Origin of the sequence: Campylobacter sp. 1569 (assembly GCF_024723675.1) — a bacterium.
Classification (GTDB): Bacteria; Campylobacterota; Campylobacteria; order Campylobacterales; family Campylobacteraceae; genus Campylobacter_D; species Campylobacter_D jejuni_C.
In genome coordinates, this window is sequence record NZ_JANQDB010000007.1 from 76264 (window position 1) to 100361 (window position 24098).

The window sequence follows — 24098 nt, forward strand, 5'->3', positions numbered from 1 at the left end:
CTATTATAGTAATCTTTGTAGTGAAATGTATGATATTTTACATAATAAAGCACCCCAAGATGAATTAGATTTTTATTTATCATATGCTAAAAAAGAATATAAAATTTTAGAACCTTTATGTGGAAATGGAAGATTTATGATTCCTTTTTTAACCCAAGGTTTTGATATTATAGGAATAGATTCTTCCGAAGAAATGTTAAAAAAACTAAAACAAAAATATCCTTTTGCACGAACATTTTGCGTTGACCTTTTAAAATATAATTTTAAAGAAAAATATGATTATATATTTATCCCATCAGGATCAATTTCTCTATTTACTAATATCACAGAATGTAAGATTATTTTAAAAAACATAAAAAATGCATTAAAGAAAGATGGAGTATTTGTATTTGCAGTAGACAACATAAATGCAAAAAGCTATAATGACAATAACTATAAAATAACATCATCGGTATCAACTCACAACGGCTTAAATCTTGTGTTGAAAAACAAAAGTTACTTTGATGAAAAAACACAAACTCAATTTTATCCCAGCATATATGAATTATACGATGAAGATAAATTAATAAAAAGTGAATATATGGATTTTCAAATACATTTATATAAACAAGGAGAAATGGAAGATTATTTAAAAGAAGTTGGTTTTACAAAAATAATTTCTTATTTTTCTTTTTCAAAAACTCTTATAAACAACAACCAATATGATTTCTTTTTATACGAATGTAGACATTAAATATCTATTTTATTTAAAACAAACTCTATAAATTCATCACTATCATTAGGACAAGCAATAAGCTCATAATCACTTTTTGCTAAGTGCCTATACTCTACTCCAAGCTCAAAAATAGTTTCAGAGCAATCTATACAAAAAGATATAGGATAAATCAAAGCTTTTTGTTCTAAACTTTCTAAAATATCGCTTGTGTTAGGCTCAAGCCATTTTACTGGGCCTAATTTTGATTGATAGGATAAAATGATTTGATCAAATTCATTTTTAAGTTTTTCTTTTAAGATACCCACATGCTCTTGCACATGTTTTTCATACAAATCACCTTTTTTAATCACTGAAAGTGGTAAAGAATGCGCAGAAAAAATCAAAGTTTTATAATCATACTCTTTCTTTTTTTCTAAAATATGTTTTATAATCATTTCATTATAAAGCTCATCTTTATAAAAAACATCAATGATTTTTACATTAGCTTGATTTTGGATATTTCTTAGCTCATTTTGCACTACTTCTAAAGAACTAGTTACAGTGGTTTTAGAATGATGAGGATACAAAGGAAATAAAATAATTTCATCATTTTTTTGAAAATCATATTTTGAAAAAACTTCATTTGCAAAGGGTGGTACATAAAGACTAATAAAATCAAAGTTATATTCCCTAGTTTTAGAATTTAATTTATCACATAAACTTTGTGTGATTTGAGTAAGCGGGGATTTCCCACCCATTTTTTCATAATTTTGCTTCATAGTTTTTAGTCTTGATTTTCTTATCATAAAGGCTACAAATTTTCTTAAGAAAACATTTTTTATCCCTAAAATATAAGGATCATTAAACATATTTTTTAAAAAAACTTCACATTCTTCAAGTTTATTAACCCCGCCCATATTTAAAAAAAATACATATTTCACTATCAAACACCTTCTAAAATTTCTTGTACTCTCAAAGCATCTTCAATGCTAGCTAAATTTTCACAAACTCCATTTTGTAAAAGCTCAAAAAAGGCCTCATGCTCAGCATACAAAGGAGAATTTTCATATAAATTTGGAATTTTTTGCATATTGATGAAAAGTTCAAAATTTTTAAGATCAAGTTCATAAGTATGTTTTTTACCTAAAAGTGTGATCTTTCTTATAATGCATTGTCCATTCCAACTATCATGAATATTTGCTAAAATATTTTTTAATTTTAAACTTATCATTACCTCATCTTCAAATTTATCATGATGAAAACTTTTATAAATATTTGCTTTTAAAATTTGCTCTTGACTTAAAAATCTAACTAAGTCAATATCATGCACACTAAGATCACTTAAAACACCCACATCGTTTATTCTTTGTGGATAAGGTGAAATTCTTTGTATATTAATACTTATAATCTCATCTTCTAAAAGTTTTTCTTTTAAAGTTAAAATAACAGGATTAAATCTCTCGCAAAAGCCCACCCCTACTCTGACTTTATTTTCTCTAGCTTTTTGCTCTAAAATTAAAATTTCATCAATATTTAACGCCAAAGGCTTTTCTATCAAAACATTTTTTATTTTAGGAAAAACCTTTAAAGCTATATCTAAATGCGTATGAGTAGGTGTAGCAATGATAACACCATCAAGATTTTGCGCTAAAAAATCATCAAAATTTTTATGCAAAAAATGTTTAAATTTATCTTTACAAAAAGGATCATAAAGATGAATTTCTTTTACTTTTAAATTATGCTCAAGTTCTCTTAAATGGTTTTTACCCATTTTACCAAGGCCTATAAGCCCTATTTTCATTTAAAAGCCTCAATCACTCTAGCTTGGTGCTCTTCTTTTAAAAATGCACTCATAGGTAAGGATAAAATTTCATCACTTAAAAGTTCTGTATTTGGTAAATCACCCTTTTCGTAAGCAAGATAATCGAAAGCTTCTTGCAAATGAAGCCCTAAAGGATAATGCACCGCAGTAGGTATACCTTGCTCTTGTAATTTTTGCATGAAATTTTCTCTATTCTTTACACGCACGCTATATTGAGCCTGGGCACTCACAAAATCATCTTTTCTTGGTGGTAAAATACAATTTTTTAAATTTTCATCATAAACTTTTGCTATTGCTTCTCTTTTTTTAATCTCTTCATCTAAGTATTTTAATTTCACATTTAAAATAGCTGCTTGGATAGTATCAAGCCTTCCATTGATACCGATATATTTATGCTTATATCTTTGTACTTGTCCATGATTTAAATAAATTTTTATTTTTTGTGCTAATTCATCATCTTGAGTAAAAATCGCTCCACCATCTCCATAAGCACCTAAAGGTTTAGACGGGAAAAAGCTTGTACAAGATATATCAGCTATAGCACATGATTTTATGCCTTTTTGACTGGCTCCAAAACTTTGCGCACTATCTTCTATCAAAGCAATGTTTTGACTTTTACAAAGTTCTTTTAGAGCAAACATATCAGGCATAAGCCCAAAAATACTCACAGCAATTACAGCTTTAGTTTTAGGTGTGATAGCACTTTGAACTTTTTCTAAACTAAGATTATAATCTTTAAAATCAATATCTACAAAAACAGGCTTAGCGCCGATTAGAGCAACCATTTCAGCTGTAGCTATAAAGGTAAAACTCGGCACTATTACCTCATCATCCCTACCCACACCCAAAGCCATTAAAGCTAAAAATAACGCACTTGTACCACTTGAACAGCCTATCGCATGTTTAATACCTACATATTTAGCTAAATTGTTTTCAAATTCTTCTAATTTTACACCACCTATAAAAGAGGTGCTTTGTAAAACTTCACTAATAGCCTCATCAATTTCATTTTTATAAGCATTATATTGAGCATTTAAGTCTATAAAAGGAATTTTCATTGTATTAACCTTGTAAATTAAAATCGTGATTATAAGATAGTTTTACTTAATTTAAAGTATTTTTGGTATTATTTTAAGCAAAAAAACTAGCTAGGAAAATCTATGGATATAAGAAAAGAATATTTAGAATTTTTTAAGTCAAAAGGACATGAAATCACTCCTTCAAGCCCTTTGGTGCCTGATGATGCGACTTTACTTTTTACTAATGCAGGTATGGTGCCTTTTAAAAGTATATTTACCGGGGAAGTACCGCGCCCAAATCCTCCGCGTAAAACAAGCTGTCAAACTTGTATAAGAGCTGGTGGAAAACATAACGACTTAGACAATGTAGGCTACACAGCAAGACATCATACTTTCTTTGAAATGCTTGGAAATTTTAGTTTTGGAGATTATTTTAAAGAACAAGCTATTGCTTATGCTTGGGAATTTGTAACTGAAGTTTTAAAATTACCTAAAGAAAGATTATATGTAACCGTTCATGAAAGTGATGATGAAGCATATGGGCTTTGGCAAAAACATATAGAAAAAGAGAGAATTTATAAATTTGGCGATAAAGATAATTTCTGGCAAATGGGCGATACTGGACCATGTGGGCCTTGTAGTGAAATTTTTTATGATCAAGGCGCTGAGCATTTTAATTCTAGTGAAGATTATATGGGTGGTGATGGAGATAGGTTCTTAGAAATTTGGAATCTAGTTTTCATGCAGTATGAAAGAAGTGCTGATGGCACGCTTACTCCATTGCCAAAACCAAGTATTGATACAGGTATGGGACTTGAAAGAGTTAGCGCTATAAAAGAAGGAAAATTTAGTAATTTTGATAGCTCTTTGTTTATGCCTATTATTGAGAGTATTGCAAAACTTTGCGGTAAAACTTATACCTATGAAAGCGGGGCTAGTTATAGAGTAATTGCTGATCATATAAGATCAAGTGTATTTTTACTTGCTCAAGGAGTTGGCTTTGATAAAGAAGGTAGGGGTTATGTTTTAAGAAGAATTATGCGCCGTGCCTTAAGACATGGATATTTACTAGGTCTTAAAAGAGCTTTTATGTATGAGCTTGTAGATGTAGTATGTGAGTTAATGGGTGGGCATTATACCTACTTAAATGAAAAAAAAGAATTTATCAAAGAACAAATCAAACTAGAAGAAGAAAGATTTTTAAGTACCATTGAAAATGGTATAGAAATTTTTAATGAAGAACTTAAAAAAACTAAAGATATTTTTAGTGGTGAAGTAGCTTTTAAACTTTATGATACTTATGGTTTTCCGCTTGATTTAACCCAAGATATGCTAAGAGAAAAAAATCTTAGCGTAGATGAAGCTAAATTTAATGAGCTTATGCAAGAACAAAAAGATAGAGCCAAAGCCTCTTGGAAAGGAAGCGGGGATAAAGCAATTAGTGGGGATTTTAAGGTTTTATTAGAAAAATTTGGTAAAAATACTTTTAGTGGTTATGAAAATTATGAAGAAAAAACTAAAATCATAGCTATTTTAGATGAAAATTTTAAAATCATAACCGAAGCTAAGGCAGGAGATATAGCGTGGTTAATGCTTGAAAAAACTCCATTTTACGCAACAAGCGGAGGGCAAAGCGCTGATTTAGGTTTTATTAATGAAAATGAGGTTTTAGATACGCAAAAATTCTTTGATATTAATCTTAGTCAAGTGAAATTAAAACAAGATCTTAAAACAAACGATGAAGTATTAGCTTGCATAGATACTAAAAAAAGAGAGCAAATCGCAAGACATCATAGTGCGACACATTTATTACATCATGCTTTAAGAGAAATTCTTGGCTCACACATTAGCCAAGCAGGCTCTTTGGTAGAACACAATAAATTAAGATTTGATTTTACTCACCCAAAAGCTCTAAATAAAGAAGAACTAAAGCAAATAGAAGCTTTGGTAAATACTTACATCATGCAAGCAAATGAAGCTAAAATTGAAATTTTAGCTTTAGATGAAGCTAAGAAAAGTGGTGCTATAGCTTTATTTAGTGAAAAATATCAAGAAAAAGTAAGAGTTTTAACCCTAGGTGCTAGCAAAGAACTTTGTGGTGGTACCCATGTGAAAAATAGCTCTGAAATAGGAAGTTTTTACATCATCAAAGAAAGTGGTGTTAGTGCTGGAGTTAGAAGGATAGAAGCAGTGGTAAGCAAAGCTGCGCTTGATTATGTTAGTGAACATTTAAAAGAGCTAAACCAAGCCAAAGAAGAGTTAAAAACTCATGATATTTTAAGCTATGTGGCAAAATTAAAAAATGAAATAGCTAGTTTAAAAAATGAACTAAAAAATTCAAACAAAGCAGAATTAAACTCTAAAGAACTAAAAGGCATTCAATATTGTGTGCAAAAAATAGATAGTGGCGATATAAAAACTATGATAGATGAGTTTAAAAACAAATTTAATAAAGCTGTAATTTTACTTTTACAAGAAAAAGAAGGCAAAATCATCATCGCAGCAGGCGTTAAAGACACCTCATTAAAAGCTGGTGTTTTGGTAAAAGAAATTGCACAAATGCTTGGTGGAAACGGTGGCGGTAGGGATGATTTTGCAACAGCCGGTGGTAAAGATACAAGCAAAATAGAACAAGCACTTGATCATGCTAGAAAAATCATAGAAGAAAGTCTTGCTTAATGCTTTATTTAGCTTCAAGTTCGCCTTCACGCGTTGCTTTACTAAAAGAAGCAAATATTGCTTTTGAGCAAATTATTATGGATTATGATGAGAGCTTGGTAAAAAAAGACAATCCAAGCTCTTATGTGCAAAAAATTGTTTTAGAAAAAGAAAGGCAGTTTTTTGCAAAATATCCTGATTTTAAAAATGTTTTATTTGCTGATAGTATAGTTTGTGCTCAAAATATCATTCTTACTAAAGCTAAAAGCGATAATGAAGCTTTTAATATGCTCAATTTGCAAAGTGGTAAAAATATTAGCGTTTTAAGTGCAATGATTTTAGTTTTAGAAGATAAAAAGATTTTTAATCTTAGTAAGTGTGATTTGATCTTAGATAAATTTGATTTAAAAGATATGCAAGAATACATTGAGTCAAAACTTTATCAAGGTAAAGCCGGAGCTGTGATGTGTGAGGGCTTTCATAAAAAATACATTAAAAAAATCATAGGCCATCAAAGTACAGCACTAGGGCTTAATATAGAACTTTTGAAAGCATTTTTATGATAAAAATTTTAAAAATATTTCTTTCTTTTTGTATAGTGTGTGCGGTTGGAGTTTTTATATTTATTGCATATTTGTTTTCTGATTCTGATTTAAATCAATATACCTTTAAAGATTATAAACCACCTCTTACAACACAAATTTTTGATAAAAATGGAAAATTAGTTGCAAATGTTTTTGAGCAACACCGCTTTTATGCTCCTTATGAAGAACTTCCACCAAGACTTATAGAAGCTTTAGTAGCCATTGAAGATACTAGCTTTTTTGAACATGGTGGGGTTAATATAGATGCGATTTTTAGAGCAGCTATTAAAATCATAAGAAGTGGTGGAAAAACTATGGAAGGAGCTTCCACCCTTACACAACAATTTATAAAAAACACAGAATTAACCCCAGAGCGTACTTTAAGCAGAAAGCTAAAAGAAGCTTTGCTTGCATATAAGATAGAAAGTACTTTAACTAAAGAGCAAATTTTAGAAAGATATTTAAATTTCATCTTCTTTGGACATGGATATTATGGAGTAAAAACTGCTGCACTTGGATATTTTAGAAAAAATTTAGACGAGCTTAGCTTAAAAGAAATTGCTATTTTAGTAGGTATGCCAAAGGCTCCAAGTACTTATGATCCTACTAGACATTTAGATCTTTCTTTAGCTAGAGCAAATAGCGTAGTGCAAAGAATGTATAATCTTGGTTGGATTTCTAAAGAAGAGTATGAAAATGCTTTAAAAGAAATTCCAAAAGTATATGATGATACTTTAACACAAAATGCAGCTCCTTATGTTACTCAAGAAGTTTTAAAACAACTAAGCGGAATTAAAGACTTAAAAAGTGGTGGCTATAAAATAGAACTTGCCATTGATCTTGATGTGCAAAATATTGCAAGAGAGGCTTTAAAATTTGGCTATGATGAAATAGTTAAAAGAGATAAAGATGCAAATTTAAGCACACTTAATGGAGCTATGATAGTAGCAAATCATCAAAATGGAGACATTTTAGCCTTAGTTGGCGGAGTAAATTACGCAAAAAGTAATTTTAACCGTGCTACTCAAAGCTTAAGACAGCCTGGAAGTTCTTTTAAGCCTTTTTTATACCAAATTGCCATTGATATGGGCTATTCTCCTATGAGCAAGGTTGCTGATATTTCAAGAATCTTTGAAAGCACCAAAAAAGATGAACAAGACTGGAAACCTAAAAATTATGGTGGAAAATTTCTAGGGCTTATAAGCTTAAAAGAAGCACTAACTGGCTCAAGAAACCTAGCTACTATAAATTTAGCTCTTGCTTTGGGGCTTGATGTGATCCATGATAAACTTCAATTTATGGGCTTTAAAAATATACCGGTTGATTTATCTATAGTCTTAGGTAGCTTTGGGATTTCTATTTATGATTATGCTAAACTTTATACAGTATTTGGAAATTATGGGGTGCAAAAAGATTTAATACTCATTAAAAGAGTAATCGATAAAAATGACAAAATAGTGGTAGAATTTAACTCTGGAGAAAGAAAAATCAGCGAACCTGAACAAGCCTTTTTAGTTAATGATATGATGCAAAATGTTGTTAAAAAAGGAACTGGGCGCAATGCTAGAGTGGAAGGGATTGAAATAGCTGGAAAAACTGGCACTTCAAATAAAAGCGTTGATGCATGGTTTTGCGGATTAACTCCTGAGATAGAAGCTATCATTTGGTATGGTAATGATGATAATAAACCTATGAAACAAGTAGAAGGTGGCGCAAGAACTGCTGCTCCAGTTTTTAAAGAATTTTTAACAAAATACTTAGAACTTTATCCTGATAGTGCTAGAAAATTTACCATTCCAAAAGGAGTTTATCAAGGAATTTATGAAAAACAAAGAGAGTATTACACCAATGCCTCTCCATTTCCAAAAAACAACCCTGTTCTATCTGAAAATAATGAGGTAATTTTTTAAAAATATTTTTTATAAAATAATAAAAATTATCCTTTTATTTTCCTTTATATGTTTTAATATCACAAAATATATAAAGGACTTTTCATGAATATCACAAACGAACAATTATATAATAAAAGACGCCATTTTTTAAAACTAGGTGCTGGAGCTTTGGTTAGTTCAGCCTTAGTCCAATCTGAATTAATGGCATTAAATTTCTTTCCTGATCCTAACAATGAAAAATTAAAACTTAGCGATGAAAAAATTGCAACTAATTATGTTAATTTTTATGAATTTTCTACTGACAAAAAAAGAGCTGTAGAACTTGCAAAAAATTTCAACACAAAGGACTGGAAAATAGAAGTTAGCGGGGAAGTTGAAGAGCCTTTGACTTTAACTATGCAAGATTTATTAGCCTTTCCTTTAGAAGAGAGAATTTATAGATTTCGTTGTGTTGAAACTTGGTCTATGGTGGTGCCTTGGGTTGGTTTTGAATTGCGTGCTTTAATAGAAAAATGCAAAGTCAAAAGCGAGGCTAAATTTATAAAATTTACCACTCTTTTTGATAAAAATCAATTTGCTGATCAAGCTTCATTTTTCCCAACTCTTGATTATCCTTATATAGAGGGTTTAAGATTAGATGAGGCTATGCACCCATTAACGCTTATGGCTGTAGGAATGTATAAAAAGCCTTTATTAGGACAAAATGGAGCGCCGATTCGCCTTGTAGTTCCATGGAAATATGGTTTTAAAAGTATCAAATCTATTGTAAAAATAGAATTTACTAAAGAACAACCTAAAACCACATGGGAGCTAGCAAACCCTAGAGAATATGGTTTTTATGCTAATGTTAATCCAAATGTTTCTCATCCAAGATGGTCTCAAGCAAATGAGCGTCCTTTGGGAGATTTTTTCACTAAACCTACGCAAATGTTCAATGGTTATGAAAAAGAAGTAGCACATTTGTATAAAGATATGGATTTAAAGGTTAATTTTTAATGAGCAAAAAAGTTTATAATATCGGTGGATTTTTAGCCTTTGCTTTAAGTATTATTTTTAGTATTTATCAAATCTTGCAAGAATTTGATATTGTAAAATCTGTGTATTTTTATAGTGGTATATTTGGCTTAATCTTTTTTGGATTAAGCCTATTTTTTTCACTTTTAAAGTATAAACACACAAAAGATTACCCTAAATTTTTAGGTTTTTATGCATTTTTTTGGACTTTGATTCACTTTTTTAATTATTTTGCTTTTAGTAAAAATTTAGATTTAATACTTTTTTTCAAAGATACTTTTAGTAAAAATTTAGAACTTAGTGGTTTTATAAGCTTTTTCATACTCTCGCTTATGTTTATAAGCTCTTTTAAACTTTTTAAAAAATTAAGCAAAATAAGAAAACTTGGATATTTTTGTTTTTTGCTAGTAGCTTGGCATTATTTTTTATCTGCAAAAGTACCACAATTTCCACATTTTTTAGTTTTAAGTCTTGCAGCGACCTTTTTGCTTTCTAAACTATATAAAAATTATAAAAAGAGAAAAAGAGTAACTTTTTTATAAAAATTTTTGTATTTATAAAATACTTTAAGAATAAAAATATAAATATACTCTTAAAATAAGAGCTAATATATCTTATTTTAAGGACAATCATGCAAAGAAGAGACTTTTTAAATGGAATGGCTTTAACTATACTTGCAGGAATGACTCCTTTGCAGGTATTATACGGTAAAGAAGCCAAAATCGAAGATTTCACTAAAGAATACTACCCACCAAAGTGGCTTGGATTAAGGGGTAGTAATAATGCAAGTTATGAATTTGCACATATGTTAAGAGATGGTGAAAAATTTAATTTTAGTGTTATTAAACCTAAACAAGAATACGACTTAGTTGTTGTTGGAGCAGGTATTAGTGGTTTAGCCGCAGCTTGTTTTTATCAAAACAAATTTGGAAAAGATAAAAAAATTCTTATTCTTGATAATCACGATGACTTTGGTGGACATGCTAGAAGAAATGAAATAGAACTAGAAGATGGCACTATTTTAAGTTATGGTGGTAGCGAAACATTTCAATCGCCAAAGGCATTATATTCTAAAGAAGTAGTAGATTTACTATCATCTTTGGGTGTGGATATTGATGAGCTTGCTAAACGTTTTGATGTAAATTTTTATCCTGATTTAAAACTTAGTAGAGGTGTGTATTTTTCTAAGGCTGAATTTGGAGTAGACAAAGTTGTAAATGGTAATCCTAGAAAAGTAATTTGTGATGATATTCCTGAAGAAAAAAGCAATGGAAGAAGCATTGAGGCTTTTATAGGTGATTTTCCTCTTAATGAAAAAGATAAAAAAGATTTAATTGCTTTATTTAAAAGCGAAAAAGACTATTTAAAAGGTTTAACAAAAGAGCAAAGGGATAAGTATGTAGCAAAAACAAGCTATAAAAAATTCTTAGAGGAAAAGGTTAAACTTTCACCACAAGCTATAAAATTTTTTGAAGGTATGACAGATGACTTTTTGGCTTTAGGTATTGATGCTGTTTCTTGCGAAGACGCTAGAATTTCTTTCCTACCTGGTTTTGATAAACTTGGACTTGATCCAATTGAAGGGGAAGCACTAGCTGAAATGGAAGAACCATATATCCACCACTGTGCTGATGGCAACGCCACTGTTGCTAGATTAATGGTTAGAAGATTAATTCCTGATGTGTCTAAAAAAGGTAAAGATATGGATGAAATTACCTTAGCTCATTTTGATTATTCTAAACTTGATCTTGCTAAAAATAAAGTACGTTTAAGATTAAACAGCACTGTTATAAATGTAGAAAATACAAAAGATGGAGCTTTAGTAACTTATGTTAATAAAGGCAAAAATTATAGAGTAAAAGCTAAAAAAGTTATAATGGCAAATTATAACAGCATGATTCCATATATAATACCAAGCATGCCACAAGATCAAAAAGATGCTTTAAGTAAAAATGTAAAAACCTCTCTTTTGCATACTAAAGTTATCATAAGCAACTGGGAACCATTTATAAAACTTGGAGTTCATGAAATTTATTCACCAAAAATGCCTTATGCTAGAACTAAACTTGATTATCCTGTGGATATGGGAGGATATCACCACCCAAGAGATCCTAAAAAGCCTATTTGTGTTCACATGGTTTGCTCTCCTTTGGCTTTTGCAAACATCCAAGGGATTGATCTTGATGGAATGGATGCAAGGGATAGAGCTAGAGTAGGCAGAAATTTATTATTTACTATGAGTTTTGAAGAGCATGAGAAAATTATTCGCGATCAACTTCAAGGCATGTTAGGCTCGGCTGGATTTGACCATGAAAGAGACATTAAGGCTATAGTTGTAAATCGTTGGGGGCATTGTTATTCATATACAGAAAACAGTCTTTTTGATGATAGTGAAGAAGCACAAAAAACTATAGAACTTGCAAGAAAACCTTTTGGTAATATTGTTATAGCAAATTCAGATTCTGATTGGTCAGCTTACATGCATTCAGCAATCGATCAAGCTTATCGTGCTGTTAATGAATTATAATACCAAACTCCTACAAAAAAGGAGTTTGATAAAATTAATCATCGTTTTTGATACTAATATAAATTAAAGCTAAAAGCATATAAGTTACTAATCTAGTAGCATCAGGCAAACCATTCCATGTTTTACTCATCCACATACCAAACCACTCTGCAGCTACCACTTGAAAACCAAAAAACCAAAGTAAACAACAACAAGTTAGAGCAATAATTCCAAATTTTTTAGCTTCATGAAAAGTTTTTGCATCTAAATTTCTTGCTTTAAACATATCTAAAGCACCTTTTAAAGCAGTTAACATAATAAAAGCTTCAAAACAGATAATAAAAATATAAGCAATATGATGAATAGTAGAATTTGTAATAGCCCTATAAACAATAGCATTACCTAAATAATCAGGTTTGGTGTCCATACTCATAACATGTTTTACAAACTGAAAATTTGAATTATAATCAGTTATATTACCAAAAACAACAATAGCTGCTAAAGAGGCAACTGTAAGCAAGATAATCATTTTAGAATATCTTATTACATTCATCATAGAAAAACCGCAATTGCAATTCATTATGATACTCCTTTTTTGTTAAATTTATATTAATATAATACAACAAATATTAAATAAAACTGAAATATCTAACGCAATCTTAAAGAATTTAATACAACTGTTACCGAACTAAAACACATTGCTAAAGCTGCCAAATGTGGACTAAGACTTATAAATGGCACAATACCTGCTGCAATAGGAATACATAAAGCATTGTAAATAAAAGCCCAAAATAGATTAAGTTTGATGATATTTTTAGTTCTTTGAGAAAGCTCAAAACAATAAGCTATTAAAGATAAATCATCTTTTATTAAAATCAAATCTCCGCTTTTTTTAGCAAGCTCACTTGCTTTAGAAAAACTAATGCTTGCGCTAGCTAAATTTAAAGCAGGAGCATCGTTAATACCATCTCCTATAAAAAGCACTTTTTCTTTTTTGATTTTTTCTTTTATGAAATCAAGTTTTTGCTCAGGTTTTAAGTCAAAATAATATTCATCAATATTGAGCTCATTTGCTATTTTAGCAACACTTTTTTTATTATCGCCACTTAAAATAATGCTTTTTACACCTTTTTGTTTTAAATTTGCTATCAAATCTTTAGCCTCGTTTTTGAGCTCATTTTTCAAACAAACTCCACCAAGACAAATTTTATTTTTTGCAAAATATAAACATATGGGTGCTTGATCTTCAAATTCTTGCAAAAATTGCTTACTTTTTTGTATATCAACACCATTTTCAAACATTAATTTCTCATTGCCTATTAAATATTTATCTTCATTTTCCTCATAAAGCAAACCACTACCCACTAAAACACTTAATTTTCCTTGTAAATTTAAATTTATATTCAATTCTTTAATAAAAGCCTTTGCAATAGGGTGTGAGCTTAAATTTTCAATTTGGGTGAGTTTTTGAAAATCTTCTTGAGTAAGATTATGCTTATAAACACTTAAGTCATCTTGGCTTAAAGTGCCTGTTTTATCAAAAATAGCAAGTTTTATACTAGCTAAATTCTCTAATACCGCTGGATTTTTTACTAAGATAAAATTTCTTGCACCATTTGCTAAAGCACTCACTATGGCTATAGGAGTTGCTAAACCCAAAGCACAAGGACAAGAGATTAAAAGCGTGGCACAAGCATGCAAAAATGCTGCGTTAATTCCTTCTTTAACATACCAAAAAGCAAACACAAAAAGCGATAAAATTATAATACAAGCTACAAAATAAGCTGAAATTTTATTCGCTAAATTTGCTAAAGGTGTTTTGACATTACCTGCTTTAAAAACAAGATCTTTGATTTGCTCTAATGAGCTTTCAATCGCCTTTTTATTAGCTTTAATCTTTAAACTTCCATTAATCAACACAGTTCCTGCTAAAATCTCATCATCTTGCTTTTTCAAAAGTGGTAAAAACTCTCCTGTTAAAAAACTCACATCAACCTCAGCTTCACCTGCTATAATCACTCCATCAGCAACAACGCTTTCACCCTCTTTTACTAAAACCACATCATTTTCTTTTACAAAAGCACTAGGTATGCTTTTTATACTTCCATCTTCTAAAATTATATTGGCTTTTTTAATATCTATATTTTTTAATTTGTTTTGGTATTCTAAGGATTTAAATTTAGCCTTTTCTTCTAAGTATTTACCTAATAAAACAAAGCTTATAATCATCGCTCCACCACTAAAATACAAATAACCATCTTTGTTAAACACTTCAAAATATACAAAAAAAGAATATACAAAAGAAGTAAAAGCACCTAAGGATATCAAGGTATTCATATCTAAATTTTTATACTTTAATCCCTTAAGAGCGTGGATGAAAAAACCTTTTCCACAATAAAAAATTACTATCATAGATAAAAACATTTGAATTAAAGCAGAAACATTTCCTTGAACAAACATTTCAAAATACATCACAATAGAGCTTAAGATTATACTCATAATAAGCTTTGTTTTCATATTTTTAAGCTCTTGGAGTTTAAACTCATATAAATTTTGCTCTTCTTGCAATATCTCAAAACCCAAAGCTTTGATTTTTTCTTTGATTTTTGTTTCCAAAGATAAATCTTTAAGCAAAAACGCCCCACTAGAATTGACATAAGAAACACTCACATCTTCTACCCCATCAATTTTTGCACAAACTTTTTCTATAGCATTAGAGCAATTAACACAAGTCATATTGCCTATTTTTAATTTTAACTCATACTTCATCTATCTCAAAACCTAATTCTTGTAATTGTTTTTTGAACCCTTCAACTTGCTCTGTTTTTAAATCAATCTCTATGCTTTTTGTTTCAACATTTATTTGCATGGTACCAAATTCATCTTCTAATGAAGCCTTGATTAAATTTACACAACTTTGACAATTGATATTTTTAGTTTTTATAATCATTTATTCTCCTTTTTCTCTGTATTCATATTTATGAGAATGAAAAATTTTATTTTTTATAAATTTAAAACCCATTTTTTCATAAAGCATTTTCGCATTTATATTTTCATCTTCTACGATCAATGAAAGCTTTTTATCATTTTTCAAAGCTTCGTTGAAGGCATATTCAATCAATTTCTTAGCAATACCTTTCCCTCTTGCTTTTTCATCCACGCAAATACTATCTAAGTAAAACTCATTTTCACATTCTTTTAAAACTTTTTCATTAATCCCCAAAAACTCTAAATGCTCATTTAAAGGCTTATCTAACTCATCTGCCAAAGCCCCATCATAAAAACAAATCGCACCTAAAATTTCATCATCTTCTTCATAAACACATATATTTTCATAACTTAAACGATTGTTTTCTTGAGTGAAGAAATTTTCTAAAACCTCTATAGCTTTTTGATGATCATTATAACCACTAAGTTTATAAATAAAATGATCCATTGCTAAAGCAAGTAATTGTATACATTTTCTAACATCATCTTTTCTAGCTTTTCTGATCACTCTTTTACTCCTTTAAAATCAAATTTAGACTTCTTAGTTTATACTTTTAACTTTAAAACAATATAAGAAAGAGAGAATTTATGGGAAGAGCGTTTGAATATCGCAGAGCCTCTAAAGAAGCAAGATGGGATAAAATGAGCAAACTTTTTCCAAAACTTGCAAAGGCTATACAAGTGGCAGCAAAAGAAGGCGGAGCTGATCCTGATATGAATCCAAAGCTTCGTAGCGCCATAGCTACTGCAAAAGCTAATAATATGCCAAAAGACAATATCGATGCAGCCATTAAAAGAGCAAGCGGAAAAGATAGTGCTGATATTAAAAATATCCACTATGAAGGAAAAGCAGCACATGGAGCTTTAATCATTGTTGAGTGCATGAGTGATAATCCTACACGCACGGTGGCTAATGTAAAAGCGATTTTTAGCAAAAATGGCGGTGAAATTTTACAAAATGGCTCTTTAACTTTTATGTTTTCACACAAAGCTGTCTTTCATCTTGAAAAATATGATGGAGATTTAGAAGAACTTGAACTTGAACTCATTGATGCAGGACTTGAAGAACTTGAGCAAAATGAAGAAGAATTACTAATTATAGGTGATTATACTGCCTTTGGTGAACTTAGTAATGCTATAGAAAAAAAAGGCTTAGTGCTTAAAAAAGCAGGACTTGAATATCTTGCTAACAATCCTGTAAGCTTTAATGAAGAACAACTTCTTGATATTGAAAAATTACTTGATAAATTAGAAGATGATGATGATGTGCAAGCAGTTTATACTAATATAGAATAGGAGCAAAAAAATGCTTAAAAAAATCGACACAAAAGATGCAAAAAAATACAATTTTGCTATCATTAGCACCGAAAAAGGTGATATGAAATTAGAATTATTTCCCGATGAAACACCGCAAACTGTATGTAATTTTGCTAACTTAGCTAATGATGGTTTTTATGATGAGCTTGTTTTTCACCGTGTGATTCCAAATTTTGTAATACAAGGTGGTTGTCCTTATGGTATAGGTTCAGGTGGTCCTGGTTATGAGATAGAGTGTGAATGTGACGATCAAAAACACAAGCACTTAAGAGGTAGCTTATCTATGGCTCATGCTGGTAGAGATACAGGTGGATCGCAATTTTTTATCTGTCATAGCCCACAGCCTCATTTAGATGGAGTACATACTATCTTTGGACAAATCAATCCTGAAGATAAAGAAAGTTTAGAAGTATTAGATAGTATTAGAGCAGGAGATAAAATCAAAACTATCCAAATTTTAGAAAAACTTTAATTTTGCATCTCCTTAAAATTGTGCTATGATTTTTTAAGGAGATTAACTATGCATTTTATTTTTATTTGTATTCATCTTATTTGTGCTGTATTTTTTATAGCTTATGTATTTTTTGATGTATGTGTTTATCACTTTGCTTATAAACACGAAAGTAAAGAAGATTGTGATAAAATTAAAAAAGCCTATACCAAATCAAGTATTTTTATTTTTGCTAGTATTTTTATCTTACTTTTGCTGAGTGGATTTTATCTTTTGAGTTTTTATGAAATTAACTCTTTTTGGGATTTTTTTGCAAGTAATTTTGGCAGATTTTTATTTATCAAACTTTTATTATTAATAACAATGCTAGTTTTGACTTTTTACTCTTTATTTTTTATAAAAGTTTTAAAAAGAAAAGACCCTTTAAAATCTCACTTGATTGCATTGATTTTATGTATTTTAATAGTCATTTGCGCAAAAGCGATGTTATATTTTTAAAACATTAAAACTAAACTTATATCATTAGCTTAAAAAATAAAGGTTATTTATGCTTGGTGATATTGTAGATTTTTTACTCACTCTTGCAAAAGATTGGGGTTATTGGGGGATTATCTTTCTTATGTTTATAGAGAGTTCCTTTTTTCCTTTTCCTAGCGAAGTAGTGATGATACCTGCTGGATATTTAGCTCATCAAAACGAGCTTAACTTTTGGTTATGTTTACTTTGTGGGACTTTTGGAGCTCTTTTAGGAGCTTTATTAAATTATTATTTATGTTATTTTTTAGGACGGGAAGTTCTTTTAAAAATATGCAAATATTTTGGAGTTAATGAAACAAAATTTGCTCAATTTGAAGCCTTTTTTAATAAACATGGCGAAATATCCACCTTTAGTGGTAGATTAATCCCTGGTTTACGTCAATACATTTCTTTACCTGCTGGACTCGCAAGAATGAATTTGAAAAAATTTATGTTTTATACCAGCTTAGGAGCAGGAATTTGGTGTTTAATCTTACTTGTATTAGGTTATATTTTAGGCAAAAATGAAGATTTAATCAAAGAATATTTACATTTTGTTATTATAGCTTGTATTGTTTTTGCTGCTATGATTGTAGCTATTTATATCTATATCCAAAAAAGGAAAAACCATGCTTCAAACTAAATTTTTTCAAATTCCATCTTTTGATGATATAGAGCTTAACATACAAAGACAATCTTTATTAGATTTTAGAATTGATTATGATGATGAAAAAGAAATCGAAGCTATTGTATTTCTTTTACCTGGTCTAGGTAGTGATATCAATGATACATACCAAAATAAGCTTATTTATAGAGTTTTAGAAAATCATAATGTAATATGCGTAAGTGTAAATTATTTTTGTATACAATGTAGGCCACAAAATGGTGCTAAATTAATACTAGATAGCTTTGATCAAAACATTATTGCTTCTATTTGTAGTACTTATAATATCAATACCCAAAATAAAACATTCAAAGGTATTCACGAAATTGCATTGTTTTTAAATAGTGAAATAGAAAAACTAAAACAACTCCATATCATTCCAAAAAATGAAATTATTAATCTCAGCATTACATTTGAACCAACGAAAAACGAATATCAAAATTTTGGCATTATGCAAGCACTAGATTGTCTACAAGTATTATCTTATATCAAAACAAATCACAATCTCTTTAATTATATGGGTGGGGGGGGGATATCTCAACACTTCCAATTGTTCTTATTGGAAGCTCTCACGGCGGATATGTCTCACATCTAATGGCAAAATTAATGCCATGGGAAATTGATGGGGTTATAGATAATTCATCTTATGCTAAAGTTTTTCTACCCTTAGTTGGTTTTACAAAAGAACTTGATTTTATAAATTATTATGAAACTTCTTTATTGGATGATAACTACAAACATATAAAATTTAATGCTTTTACAAAAACACATTTTACAAGTAATCCTAACTCACCCTATTATTTTTCAAAAGCCTTTAGAAGAATACGTAATATTTTAGATGAAGAACATTTACAAATTCAAGCACAATTTCCAAAAACCATTTATAGATCTTATCATAGTATGCAAGATTTGAGAATTGCTCCACCTGAAGATAAAATTCAACTTTACAAAACACTAAAAAAACTTGGTTTTGACGCTGACTTAACAATAATTGAAAAAGAAAGTCAAGTTGATGGAAAATTTATAAAAAATCTTGAACATGGTATGGGTATGTCCTTAAAAATGCTAATCAATAAAGAACTGCCAATAGTATTAGAAAAAATCTCAAAACAAAAGAAAAAAACAATAGTTAAAAAAATTACCTATCCAAGTGAAAATTTACTTTATACTTTTTCGAAAAACGAAAATGATTTTCCGCAGTTTTTTTTAGATTATCATTAATTTTATAATATTTTATATTTAAAATTTGATAAAATCCTATAAACTATTTCAAAGAAAATACTATGGAAAAACCATCAATTCAAAATTTAACGGATTTTTTAATCGAATATATTAGTGTTTTTTTAAGTGCTGGAACTTACACAGCAAGAGTGGCAAAGTGTGTTGGAAGAATAGCTAATGCATATGGTTATGAGATTAATATGAATTTTTTCTTTCACCATACCACACTAAATATTTTTGATAAAAATGATAATTCCATACAAAGAACCTATATCATACCTAATAAGTACAATCATATTAATTTTAAACTTATTTTAGAGCTCAGTGCATTAAGCTGGCAAATTCATGATCATAAATACAACCTAGAAGAAGCTAAATTTTCTCTTTTAAAACTCAAACAAAGCAAAAGAAATCCTTTTTTAGCTAATTTATTTTTAGTTTCAGTAGCAAATTCAGCCTTTTGCAAGCTATTTGGAGGAGATTTTTACGGCTGTTTATTTGTGTTTTTAGCTACTTTAGTAGGTTTTAGCTTAAGAGTTTTACTCACTAGAATAAAAATCGATTTAAGAATTCAATACATTATTTGTTCTTTTTTATCCTCACTTATTGTATTTTTTGGAGTGGATTTAAAACTCGTGCAAGAAGCCAATGTTGCTTTGGGTTCTAGTATATTGTATTTAATTCCTGGGGTTTATTTTATAAACTCCGTTATAGACATTTTAAAAGATCATATTCTTATGGGACTTAGTCGTATTATAAGCGTAGTGATATTAGTGTGTTGTATTGCCATTGGAATTTATACTACTCTTGGTATTAATGATTTTGGGATTTTAAGATGATTGATTATTCTTCTATACTTTGGGATATGTTTTTTGCGGCTTTAACAGGTTTTGGTTTTGCTTATGTATGTAATCCACCCTTTAAAACACTCATACTCTCAGCCATACTAGCCGCTATAGCTCATGGCATGCGTTTTACTTTAATGGGATATTTTGGTTTTCAAACCTTAGCTATTGCAACCTTTATAGCTTCTTTTAGCATAGGTTGTCTTGGATTATTTTTGGCCAAAATTTTTAAAACGCCTGCTGAAATTATAGCTTTTCCTGCTCTCATTCCTATGATACCTGGAATTTATGCCTATAAAGCAATTTTATATCTTATTTCATTTATACGCTCAGAAGATATCAACGAAAAAACTAATTTCTTAATTCAATTTTTTGATCATTTTTTCACAACACTTTCAGTAACATTAGCCTTAGCAGTAGGAGTAAGCGTGACCTTGCTTTTGTTTTTTGAACAAAGCTTTATGATGACAAGAAGTATCAAAAAAAGCAAAAATCACGATCAAAATTAATCGTGATTCATTTTATTTTTTGCTTCTATTCCCATAAGTGCAAAAGCTGTTTTAATGCTCAAAGCACATATAGCAAAAAGTTTTAAAAGCTCATCTTCATTGCTTGAACCAACAACTTTATTTTCATTATAAAATTTATGAAACAAAGAAGCTAAATTTTTTAAATAATCAGGAATTTTTTGCAAGGCTCTTGACTCAAATGCATCATTAAGTACTGCTTTTAAATTTAAGCTTTCAAATAAAAGATTCATACCATCTTCATTTAAACTCTCAAATTTAGCATATATAACATCATTTACACTCTTACCTGCCTTGGCAAATACTTGATGAATTCTCGCATGAGCATAATTAATATAATACACAGGATTGGAGCTATCTTCTTTTTTAAACTCATCTACATCAAACTCCAAATGTGTATCGCATTTTTTACTAATAAAAATATATCTTAGCACATCACTACCAAGTTCTTCTAAAACATCACCCATTAAAATGAAATTTCCTGCTCTTTTGCTCATTTTATAAGGCTCGCCATTTTTTAACAATGAAACCATTTGTGCTAAGATAATTTCAAGATTTTGACTATCATGACCCAAAAATTCCATAGCAGCTTTCATTCTAGCAATATAGCCGTGATGATCAGCCCCCCATATATTAATACACTTATCATAACCGCGGCTCATTTTATCTTTATGATAAACTATATCAGCAGCTAGATAAGTTCCTTTTCCATCATCTTTAATAATCACACGATCTTTTTCATCACCTTTAGCACTTGATGCAAGCCATATTTTACCATCTTGCTCATAAGTACCACCATGTTCTTTTAAGGCTTTTAAAGTATTTTCTAATTCACTATAATAGCTTGTTTCACTCACATAAGTATCAATAAATATCTTAGCATCGGCTAAATTTTGCTTAATAATTTTTAGCATTTTATCCTTAGCCCAAAGTGCTAATTGCGGAATATTTCCTTCTATAAAAAAATCTTTTTCAAATTCAGCAAAAGCCTCTTTTGCTACATCTATGATATATTCACCTTTATAATACTCATCAGGATATTGAACTTGCTCTTTTAAGCAATGTTCTTTTACTGCAAGCAATATAGAAAGACCTAAAAGATAAATTTGATTACCCGCATCGTTAACATAATATTCTGTATCAAATTTATATCCTAAATGTCTAGCAACCCTAGTTAAAGTATCACCAAAAATAGCCCCTCTAGCATGCCCTATGTGTAAAGGTCCTGTTGGATTTGCACTCACATATTCAAGTAAAAAACTCTGCTCTTTTTTCTCATCTTTTGCAAAATTTTCACTATCGCTTAAAGCTTGTGTAGCTAAAGAATTTAAAAAAGCTCTTGAAAGCTTAAAATTTACATAACCATTTAAAGCTTCTACACTTTCAAAACATTCACAATCTTTTAACTTAGCAACAATATCATTAGCAATTATCATGGGATTTTGCTTTAATTCTTTAGCCAAAGAAAAAGCTAAAGGTGTAGCAAAATGAGCTAGATTTTTATTCTTAGGATTTTCTAAGATAAAATCTCTTCCTAATTTTTCTTTAATTTTTTTATAAACTAAAGTTTTCAATGTTTTACCTTAAGCTTTTTTTACTTCTTCATTGTTTTCTTTTACAAGCACATCTTTTTCATTAATTTTTTCAATTTTTTGTGCATCTTCTTGAACGATTTTTTTATCATCTTCTGTGTTCATTTCATCTTTAAAAGTTTTAATACCTTTTCCTAGACCTTTGGCAAGCTCTGGAATTTTTTTTGCACCAAAAAGCAACACTACTATAAGTAATATAATCAACCATTGGGTTCCACTTGGCATATGCATTTTATTCTCCTTTATTCCATTGAATTTGAATTTGTTTTAAATCATGTTTTGTACTTTTTAATTTTGAAGCTTCAAAAACCGCTTCTAACTCTCTATAGCTTTTTTCAAGATCATCATTTATGATTAAAAAATCATACCGATCCAAATAAGCCATTTCATCACTAGCATTTTCTAATCTTTTGCTAATATCTTCTATTTTATCAGTATTTCGCTTAAGCAATCTTTTTTCAAGTTCTTTTTTATTTTTGGTTGTAATAAAAACAGAAGTAATATATTCAGGCATTTTTTCTTTAGCTATACAAAAACCTTGCACATCGATATCAAAAACAACACTTTTACCCTCTTGCAATGCTTTTTTTACAGGGATTAATGAGGTGCCATAATAATTTTTATGCACCAAAGCCCACTCTAAAAAATTGCCTTTTTCTATACCTTGTTTAAATTCTTCTTCACTGATAAAAAAATAATCTACTCCATTTTTTTCATTTTCCCTAGGAGCTCTTGTTGTGCTTGAAATAGAAAAATAAATATTATCTTTTTCTTTAAAAAGCCTTTGAAGCAAGGTGCTCTTACCTGCTCCACTTGGCCCTGAGATGATTAAAATTTGACCACTCAATGTTTATCCTCATCAAAGCTTATATTAATGTTTATATTCATTTTCATGCCTTTTAAGGCTGCTTTTAAAGTATCATCAGTAATACTTGAAGTAATAGTTTGAGCTATGCTTTTACTAAGTTCATTTACCATTTCATCTTCTTGTAAATTTTCTACTTTTTCTTCAGTATTTACCTTGCTCTCTTCTTTCTTTTCTACAATAACTGGAGCAAGCTCTTCACCTAAAGCTAACATAATATCATTTTCATTTAAATTTGCAAACTCATCTTGTGTATCATCTAAAATTGCGCCCATATTTTCCTCTATATTTTCCTCTATATTTTCCTCTATATTTTCCTCTATATTTTCCTCTATATTTTCCTCTATATTTTCCTCTATATTTTCCTCTATATTTTCCTCTATATTTTCCTCTATATTTTCCTCTATATTTTCCTCTATATTTTCCTCTATATTTTCCTCTAAATCTAAAACCTGTACATTTTCATCGCTACCTGTTTCTTGGGTATCAAAATTTTGCATTGACTCCTCATCAAGATCGTTTAATTCTTCATCAAGTTCATCAATAGCAGCTAACTCTTCTTTGATTTTATCTTGAGTGCTTAATTCTTCTTCGGGCTCAAAATTCATAGCCTCATCCTCTAAAAGCTCTTCCACTAAAGGTTCATTTTCTTCTGCAATGCTATCATCATCTTTTGTTTCACCAATAAATTGAGCATCCTCAGGCAAATCATCAAAACTCATCTCTTTTTCGCCCATTTCTTCAACCATAGGTAATTCATCAAAAGAATCCATTTCGGCAGGATTTTCTTCTATATTTTCTTCTATATTTTCTTCTATATTTTCTTCTATATTTTCTTCTATATTTTCTTCTATATTTTCTTCTATATTTTCTTCTATATTTTCTTCTATATTTTCTTCTATATTTTCTTCTATATTTTCTTC

25 protein-coding genes and 1 pseudogene are annotated in these 24098 nt (G+C 29.6%); 15 read left to right on the forward strand and 11 right to left on the reverse strand.

The window, feature by feature from the left end; translation table 11 throughout:
* Positions 1-25 precede the first annotated feature (25 nt).
* On the forward strand, positions 26-733 hold the full coding sequence (locus tag CAMP5060_RS05020; RefSeq protein WP_337218006.1) for a class I SAM-dependent methyltransferase: 708 nt from the start codon (positions 26-28) through the stop codon (positions 731-733).
* On the opposite strand, the gene hemH is transcribed toward CAMP5060_RS05020, so the two are convergent.
* Genes hemH through CAMP5060_RS05035 form a run of 3 tightly spaced genes read right to left on the reverse strand, consistent with a single transcriptional unit; the run spans position 730 to position 3568 of the window.
* Positions 730-1635 (reverse strand): ferrochelatase, encoded by a 906-nt coding sequence (gene hemH / locus CAMP5060_RS05025; protein ID WP_261529644.1) that lies wholly within the window; start codon positions 1633-1635, stop codon positions 730-732. The genes CAMP5060_RS05020 and hemH overlap by 4 nt on opposite strands.
* A 2-nt stretch (positions 1636-1637) precedes the next feature.
* Positions 1638-2495 (reverse strand): Gfo/Idh/MocA family protein, encoded by an 858-nt coding sequence (locus CAMP5060_RS05030; RefSeq protein ID WP_261529643.1) that lies wholly within the window; start codon positions 2493-2495, stop codon positions 1638-1640.
* Positions 2492-3568, reverse strand: a complete 1077-nt coding sequence (locus CAMP5060_RS05035; protein WP_251813762.1) for a DegT/DnrJ/EryC1/StrS family aminotransferase — start codon at positions 3566-3568, stop codon at positions 2492-2494. The genes CAMP5060_RS05030 and CAMP5060_RS05035 overlap by 4 nt, the downstream gene beginning before the upstream one ends.
* Before the next feature lie 108 nt (positions 3569-3676).
* On the opposite strand from CAMP5060_RS05035, the gene alaS reads away from it, so the two are divergent.
* The 6 genes from alaS (at position 3677) to CAMP5060_RS05065 (ending at position 12210) form a co-directional block, all read left to right on the forward strand.
* Entirely contained in the window at positions 3677-6214 is a 2538-nt protein-coding gene (alaS, locus tag CAMP5060_RS05040) for an alanine--tRNA ligase (RefSeq protein WP_261529642.1), read from the forward strand.
* Positions 6214-6756 (forward strand): septum formation inhibitor Maf, encoded by a 543-nt coding sequence (gene maf, locus CAMP5060_RS05045; protein WP_214100678.1) that lies wholly within the window; start codon positions 6214-6216, stop codon positions 6754-6756. The genes alaS and maf overlap by 1 nt, the downstream gene beginning before the upstream one ends.
* Entirely contained in the window at positions 6756-8687 is a 1932-nt protein-coding gene (locus CAMP5060_RS05050; protein WP_214100688.1) for a PBP1A family penicillin-binding protein, read from the forward strand. The genes maf and CAMP5060_RS05050 overlap by 1 nt, the downstream gene beginning before the upstream one ends.
* A gap of 84 nt (positions 8688-8771) precedes the next feature.
* Entirely contained in the window at positions 8772-9665 is an 894-nt protein-coding gene (gene msrP / locus CAMP5060_RS05055; protein WP_214100679.1) for a protein-methionine-sulfoxide reductase catalytic subunit MsrP, read from the forward strand.
* Complete coding sequence (locus tag CAMP5060_RS05060) at positions 9665-10225, forward strand: sulfite oxidase heme-binding subunit YedZ (protein ID WP_337218007.1); 561 nt, start codon at positions 9665-9667, stop codon at positions 10223-10225. Before msrP ends, CAMP5060_RS05060 begins: the two co-directional genes overlap by 1 nt.
* Before the next feature lie 89 nt (positions 10226-10314).
* Positions 10315-12210: an NAD(P)/FAD-dependent oxidoreductase gene (locus CAMP5060_RS05065; protein WP_337218008.1), complete on the forward strand. Its 1896-nt coding sequence runs from the start codon at positions 10315-10317 to the stop codon at positions 12208-12210.
* Positions 12211-12244: 34 nt separating this feature from the next.
* On the opposite strand, the gene CAMP5060_RS05070 is transcribed toward CAMP5060_RS05065, so the two are convergent.
* From CAMP5060_RS05070 to CAMP5060_RS05085, 4 genes are all read right to left on the reverse strand, one after another.
* A complete protein-coding gene (locus tag CAMP5060_RS05070) occupies positions 12245-12769 on the reverse strand; it encodes a DUF2165 family protein (RefSeq protein ID WP_204507002.1) in 525 nt (174 codons plus the stop codon).
* A gap of 68 nt (positions 12770-12837) precedes the next feature.
* Positions 12838-14958, reverse strand: a complete 2121-nt coding sequence (locus CAMP5060_RS05075) for a heavy metal translocating P-type ATPase (protein WP_337218009.1) — start codon at positions 14956-14958, stop codon at positions 12838-12840.
* Positions 14948-15139, reverse strand: a complete 192-nt coding sequence (locus CAMP5060_RS05080) for a cation transporter (protein ID WP_214136234.1) — start codon at positions 15137-15139, stop codon at positions 14948-14950. Before CAMP5060_RS05080 ends, CAMP5060_RS05075 begins: the two co-directional genes overlap by 11 nt.
* The gene (locus tag CAMP5060_RS05085; RefSeq protein WP_214136232.1) at positions 15140-15685 is read right to left on the reverse strand and encodes a GNAT family N-acetyltransferase; all 546 of its coding nucleotides are present in this window, start codon (positions 15683-15685) and stop codon (positions 15140-15142) included.
* An 80-nt stretch (positions 15686-15765) separates the two neighbouring features.
* Between CAMP5060_RS05085 and CAMP5060_RS05090 the strand changes: the two genes are divergently transcribed.
* The 8 genes from CAMP5060_RS05090 to CAMP5060_RS05125 all read left to right on the forward strand — a co-directional run bounded on the left by CAMP5060_RS05090 (position 15766) and on the right by CAMP5060_RS05125 (position 20700).
* The gene (locus CAMP5060_RS05090) at positions 15766-16473 is read left to right on the forward strand and encodes a YebC/PmpR family DNA-binding transcriptional regulator (RefSeq protein WP_214100684.1); all 708 of its coding nucleotides are present in this window, start codon (positions 15766-15768) and stop codon (positions 16471-16473) included.
* A 10-nt stretch (positions 16474-16483) separates the two neighbouring features.
* Positions 16484-16966 carry a peptidylprolyl isomerase gene (locus CAMP5060_RS05095; protein ID WP_087700734.1) on the forward strand — a complete coding sequence of 161 codons (483 nt, stop codon included), beginning with the start codon at positions 16484-16486 and terminating at the stop codon, positions 16964-16966.
* A gap of 48 nt (positions 16967-17014) precedes the next feature.
* Positions 17015-17443 carry a trehalose-6-phosphate synthase gene (locus CAMP5060_RS05100; protein ID WP_087700733.1) on the forward strand — a complete coding sequence of 143 codons (429 nt, stop codon included), beginning with the start codon at positions 17015-17017 and terminating at the stop codon, positions 17441-17443.
* Between the two features lie 49 nt (positions 17444-17492).
* A complete protein-coding gene (locus tag CAMP5060_RS05105; RefSeq protein WP_087700732.1) occupies positions 17493-18104 on the forward strand; it encodes a DedA family protein in 612 nt (203 codons plus the stop codon).
* Complete coding sequence (locus CAMP5060_RS05110) at positions 18091-18720, forward strand: DUF2920 family protein (protein WP_337218010.1); 630 nt, start codon at positions 18091-18093, stop codon at positions 18718-18720. Before CAMP5060_RS05105 ends, CAMP5060_RS05110 begins: the two co-directional genes overlap by 14 nt.
* Positions 18720-19346, forward strand: coding sequence for a DUF2920 family protein (locus CAMP5060_RS05115; protein WP_337218011.1), 627 nt, complete (start codon positions 18720-18722; stop codon positions 19344-19346). Before CAMP5060_RS05110 ends, CAMP5060_RS05115 begins: the two co-directional genes overlap by 1 nt.
* 62 nt (positions 19347-19408) lie before the next feature.
* Positions 19409-20185, forward strand: a complete 777-nt coding sequence (locus tag CAMP5060_RS05120) for a threonine/serine exporter family protein (RefSeq protein ID WP_337218012.1) — start codon at positions 19409-19411, stop codon at positions 20183-20185.
* Positions 20182-20700 (forward strand): threonine/serine exporter family protein, encoded by a 519-nt coding sequence (locus CAMP5060_RS05125; protein ID WP_039628611.1) that lies wholly within the window; start codon positions 20182-20184, stop codon positions 20698-20700. Before CAMP5060_RS05120 ends, CAMP5060_RS05125 begins: the two co-directional genes overlap by 4 nt.
* Here the strand turns inward: CAMP5060_RS05125 and argS are convergent.
* The 4 genes and pseudogenes from argS to CAMP5060_RS05145 all read right to left on the reverse strand — a co-directional run.
* Positions 20697-22292: an arginine--tRNA ligase gene (argS, locus tag CAMP5060_RS05130; protein WP_337217223.1), complete on the reverse strand. Its 1596-nt coding sequence runs from the start codon at positions 22290-22292 to the stop codon at positions 20697-20699. The genes CAMP5060_RS05125 and argS overlap by 4 nt on opposite strands.
* Before the next feature lie 9 nt (positions 22293-22301).
* Positions 22302-22541, reverse strand: coding sequence for a twin-arginine translocase TatA/TatE family subunit (locus tag CAMP5060_RS05135; protein WP_039618758.1), 240 nt, complete (start codon positions 22539-22541; stop codon positions 22302-22304).
* Between the two features lies 1 nt (position 22542).
* Complete coding sequence (gene gmk / locus CAMP5060_RS05140; RefSeq protein ID WP_087700150.1) at positions 22543-23157, reverse strand: guanylate kinase; 615 nt, start codon at positions 23155-23157, stop codon at positions 22543-22545.
* Positions 23154-24098, reverse strand: a pseudogene (locus CAMP5060_RS05145) (hypothetical protein); the annotation flags it as partial. The pseudogene CAMP5060_RS05145 and the gene gmk, both read right to left, overlap by 4 nt.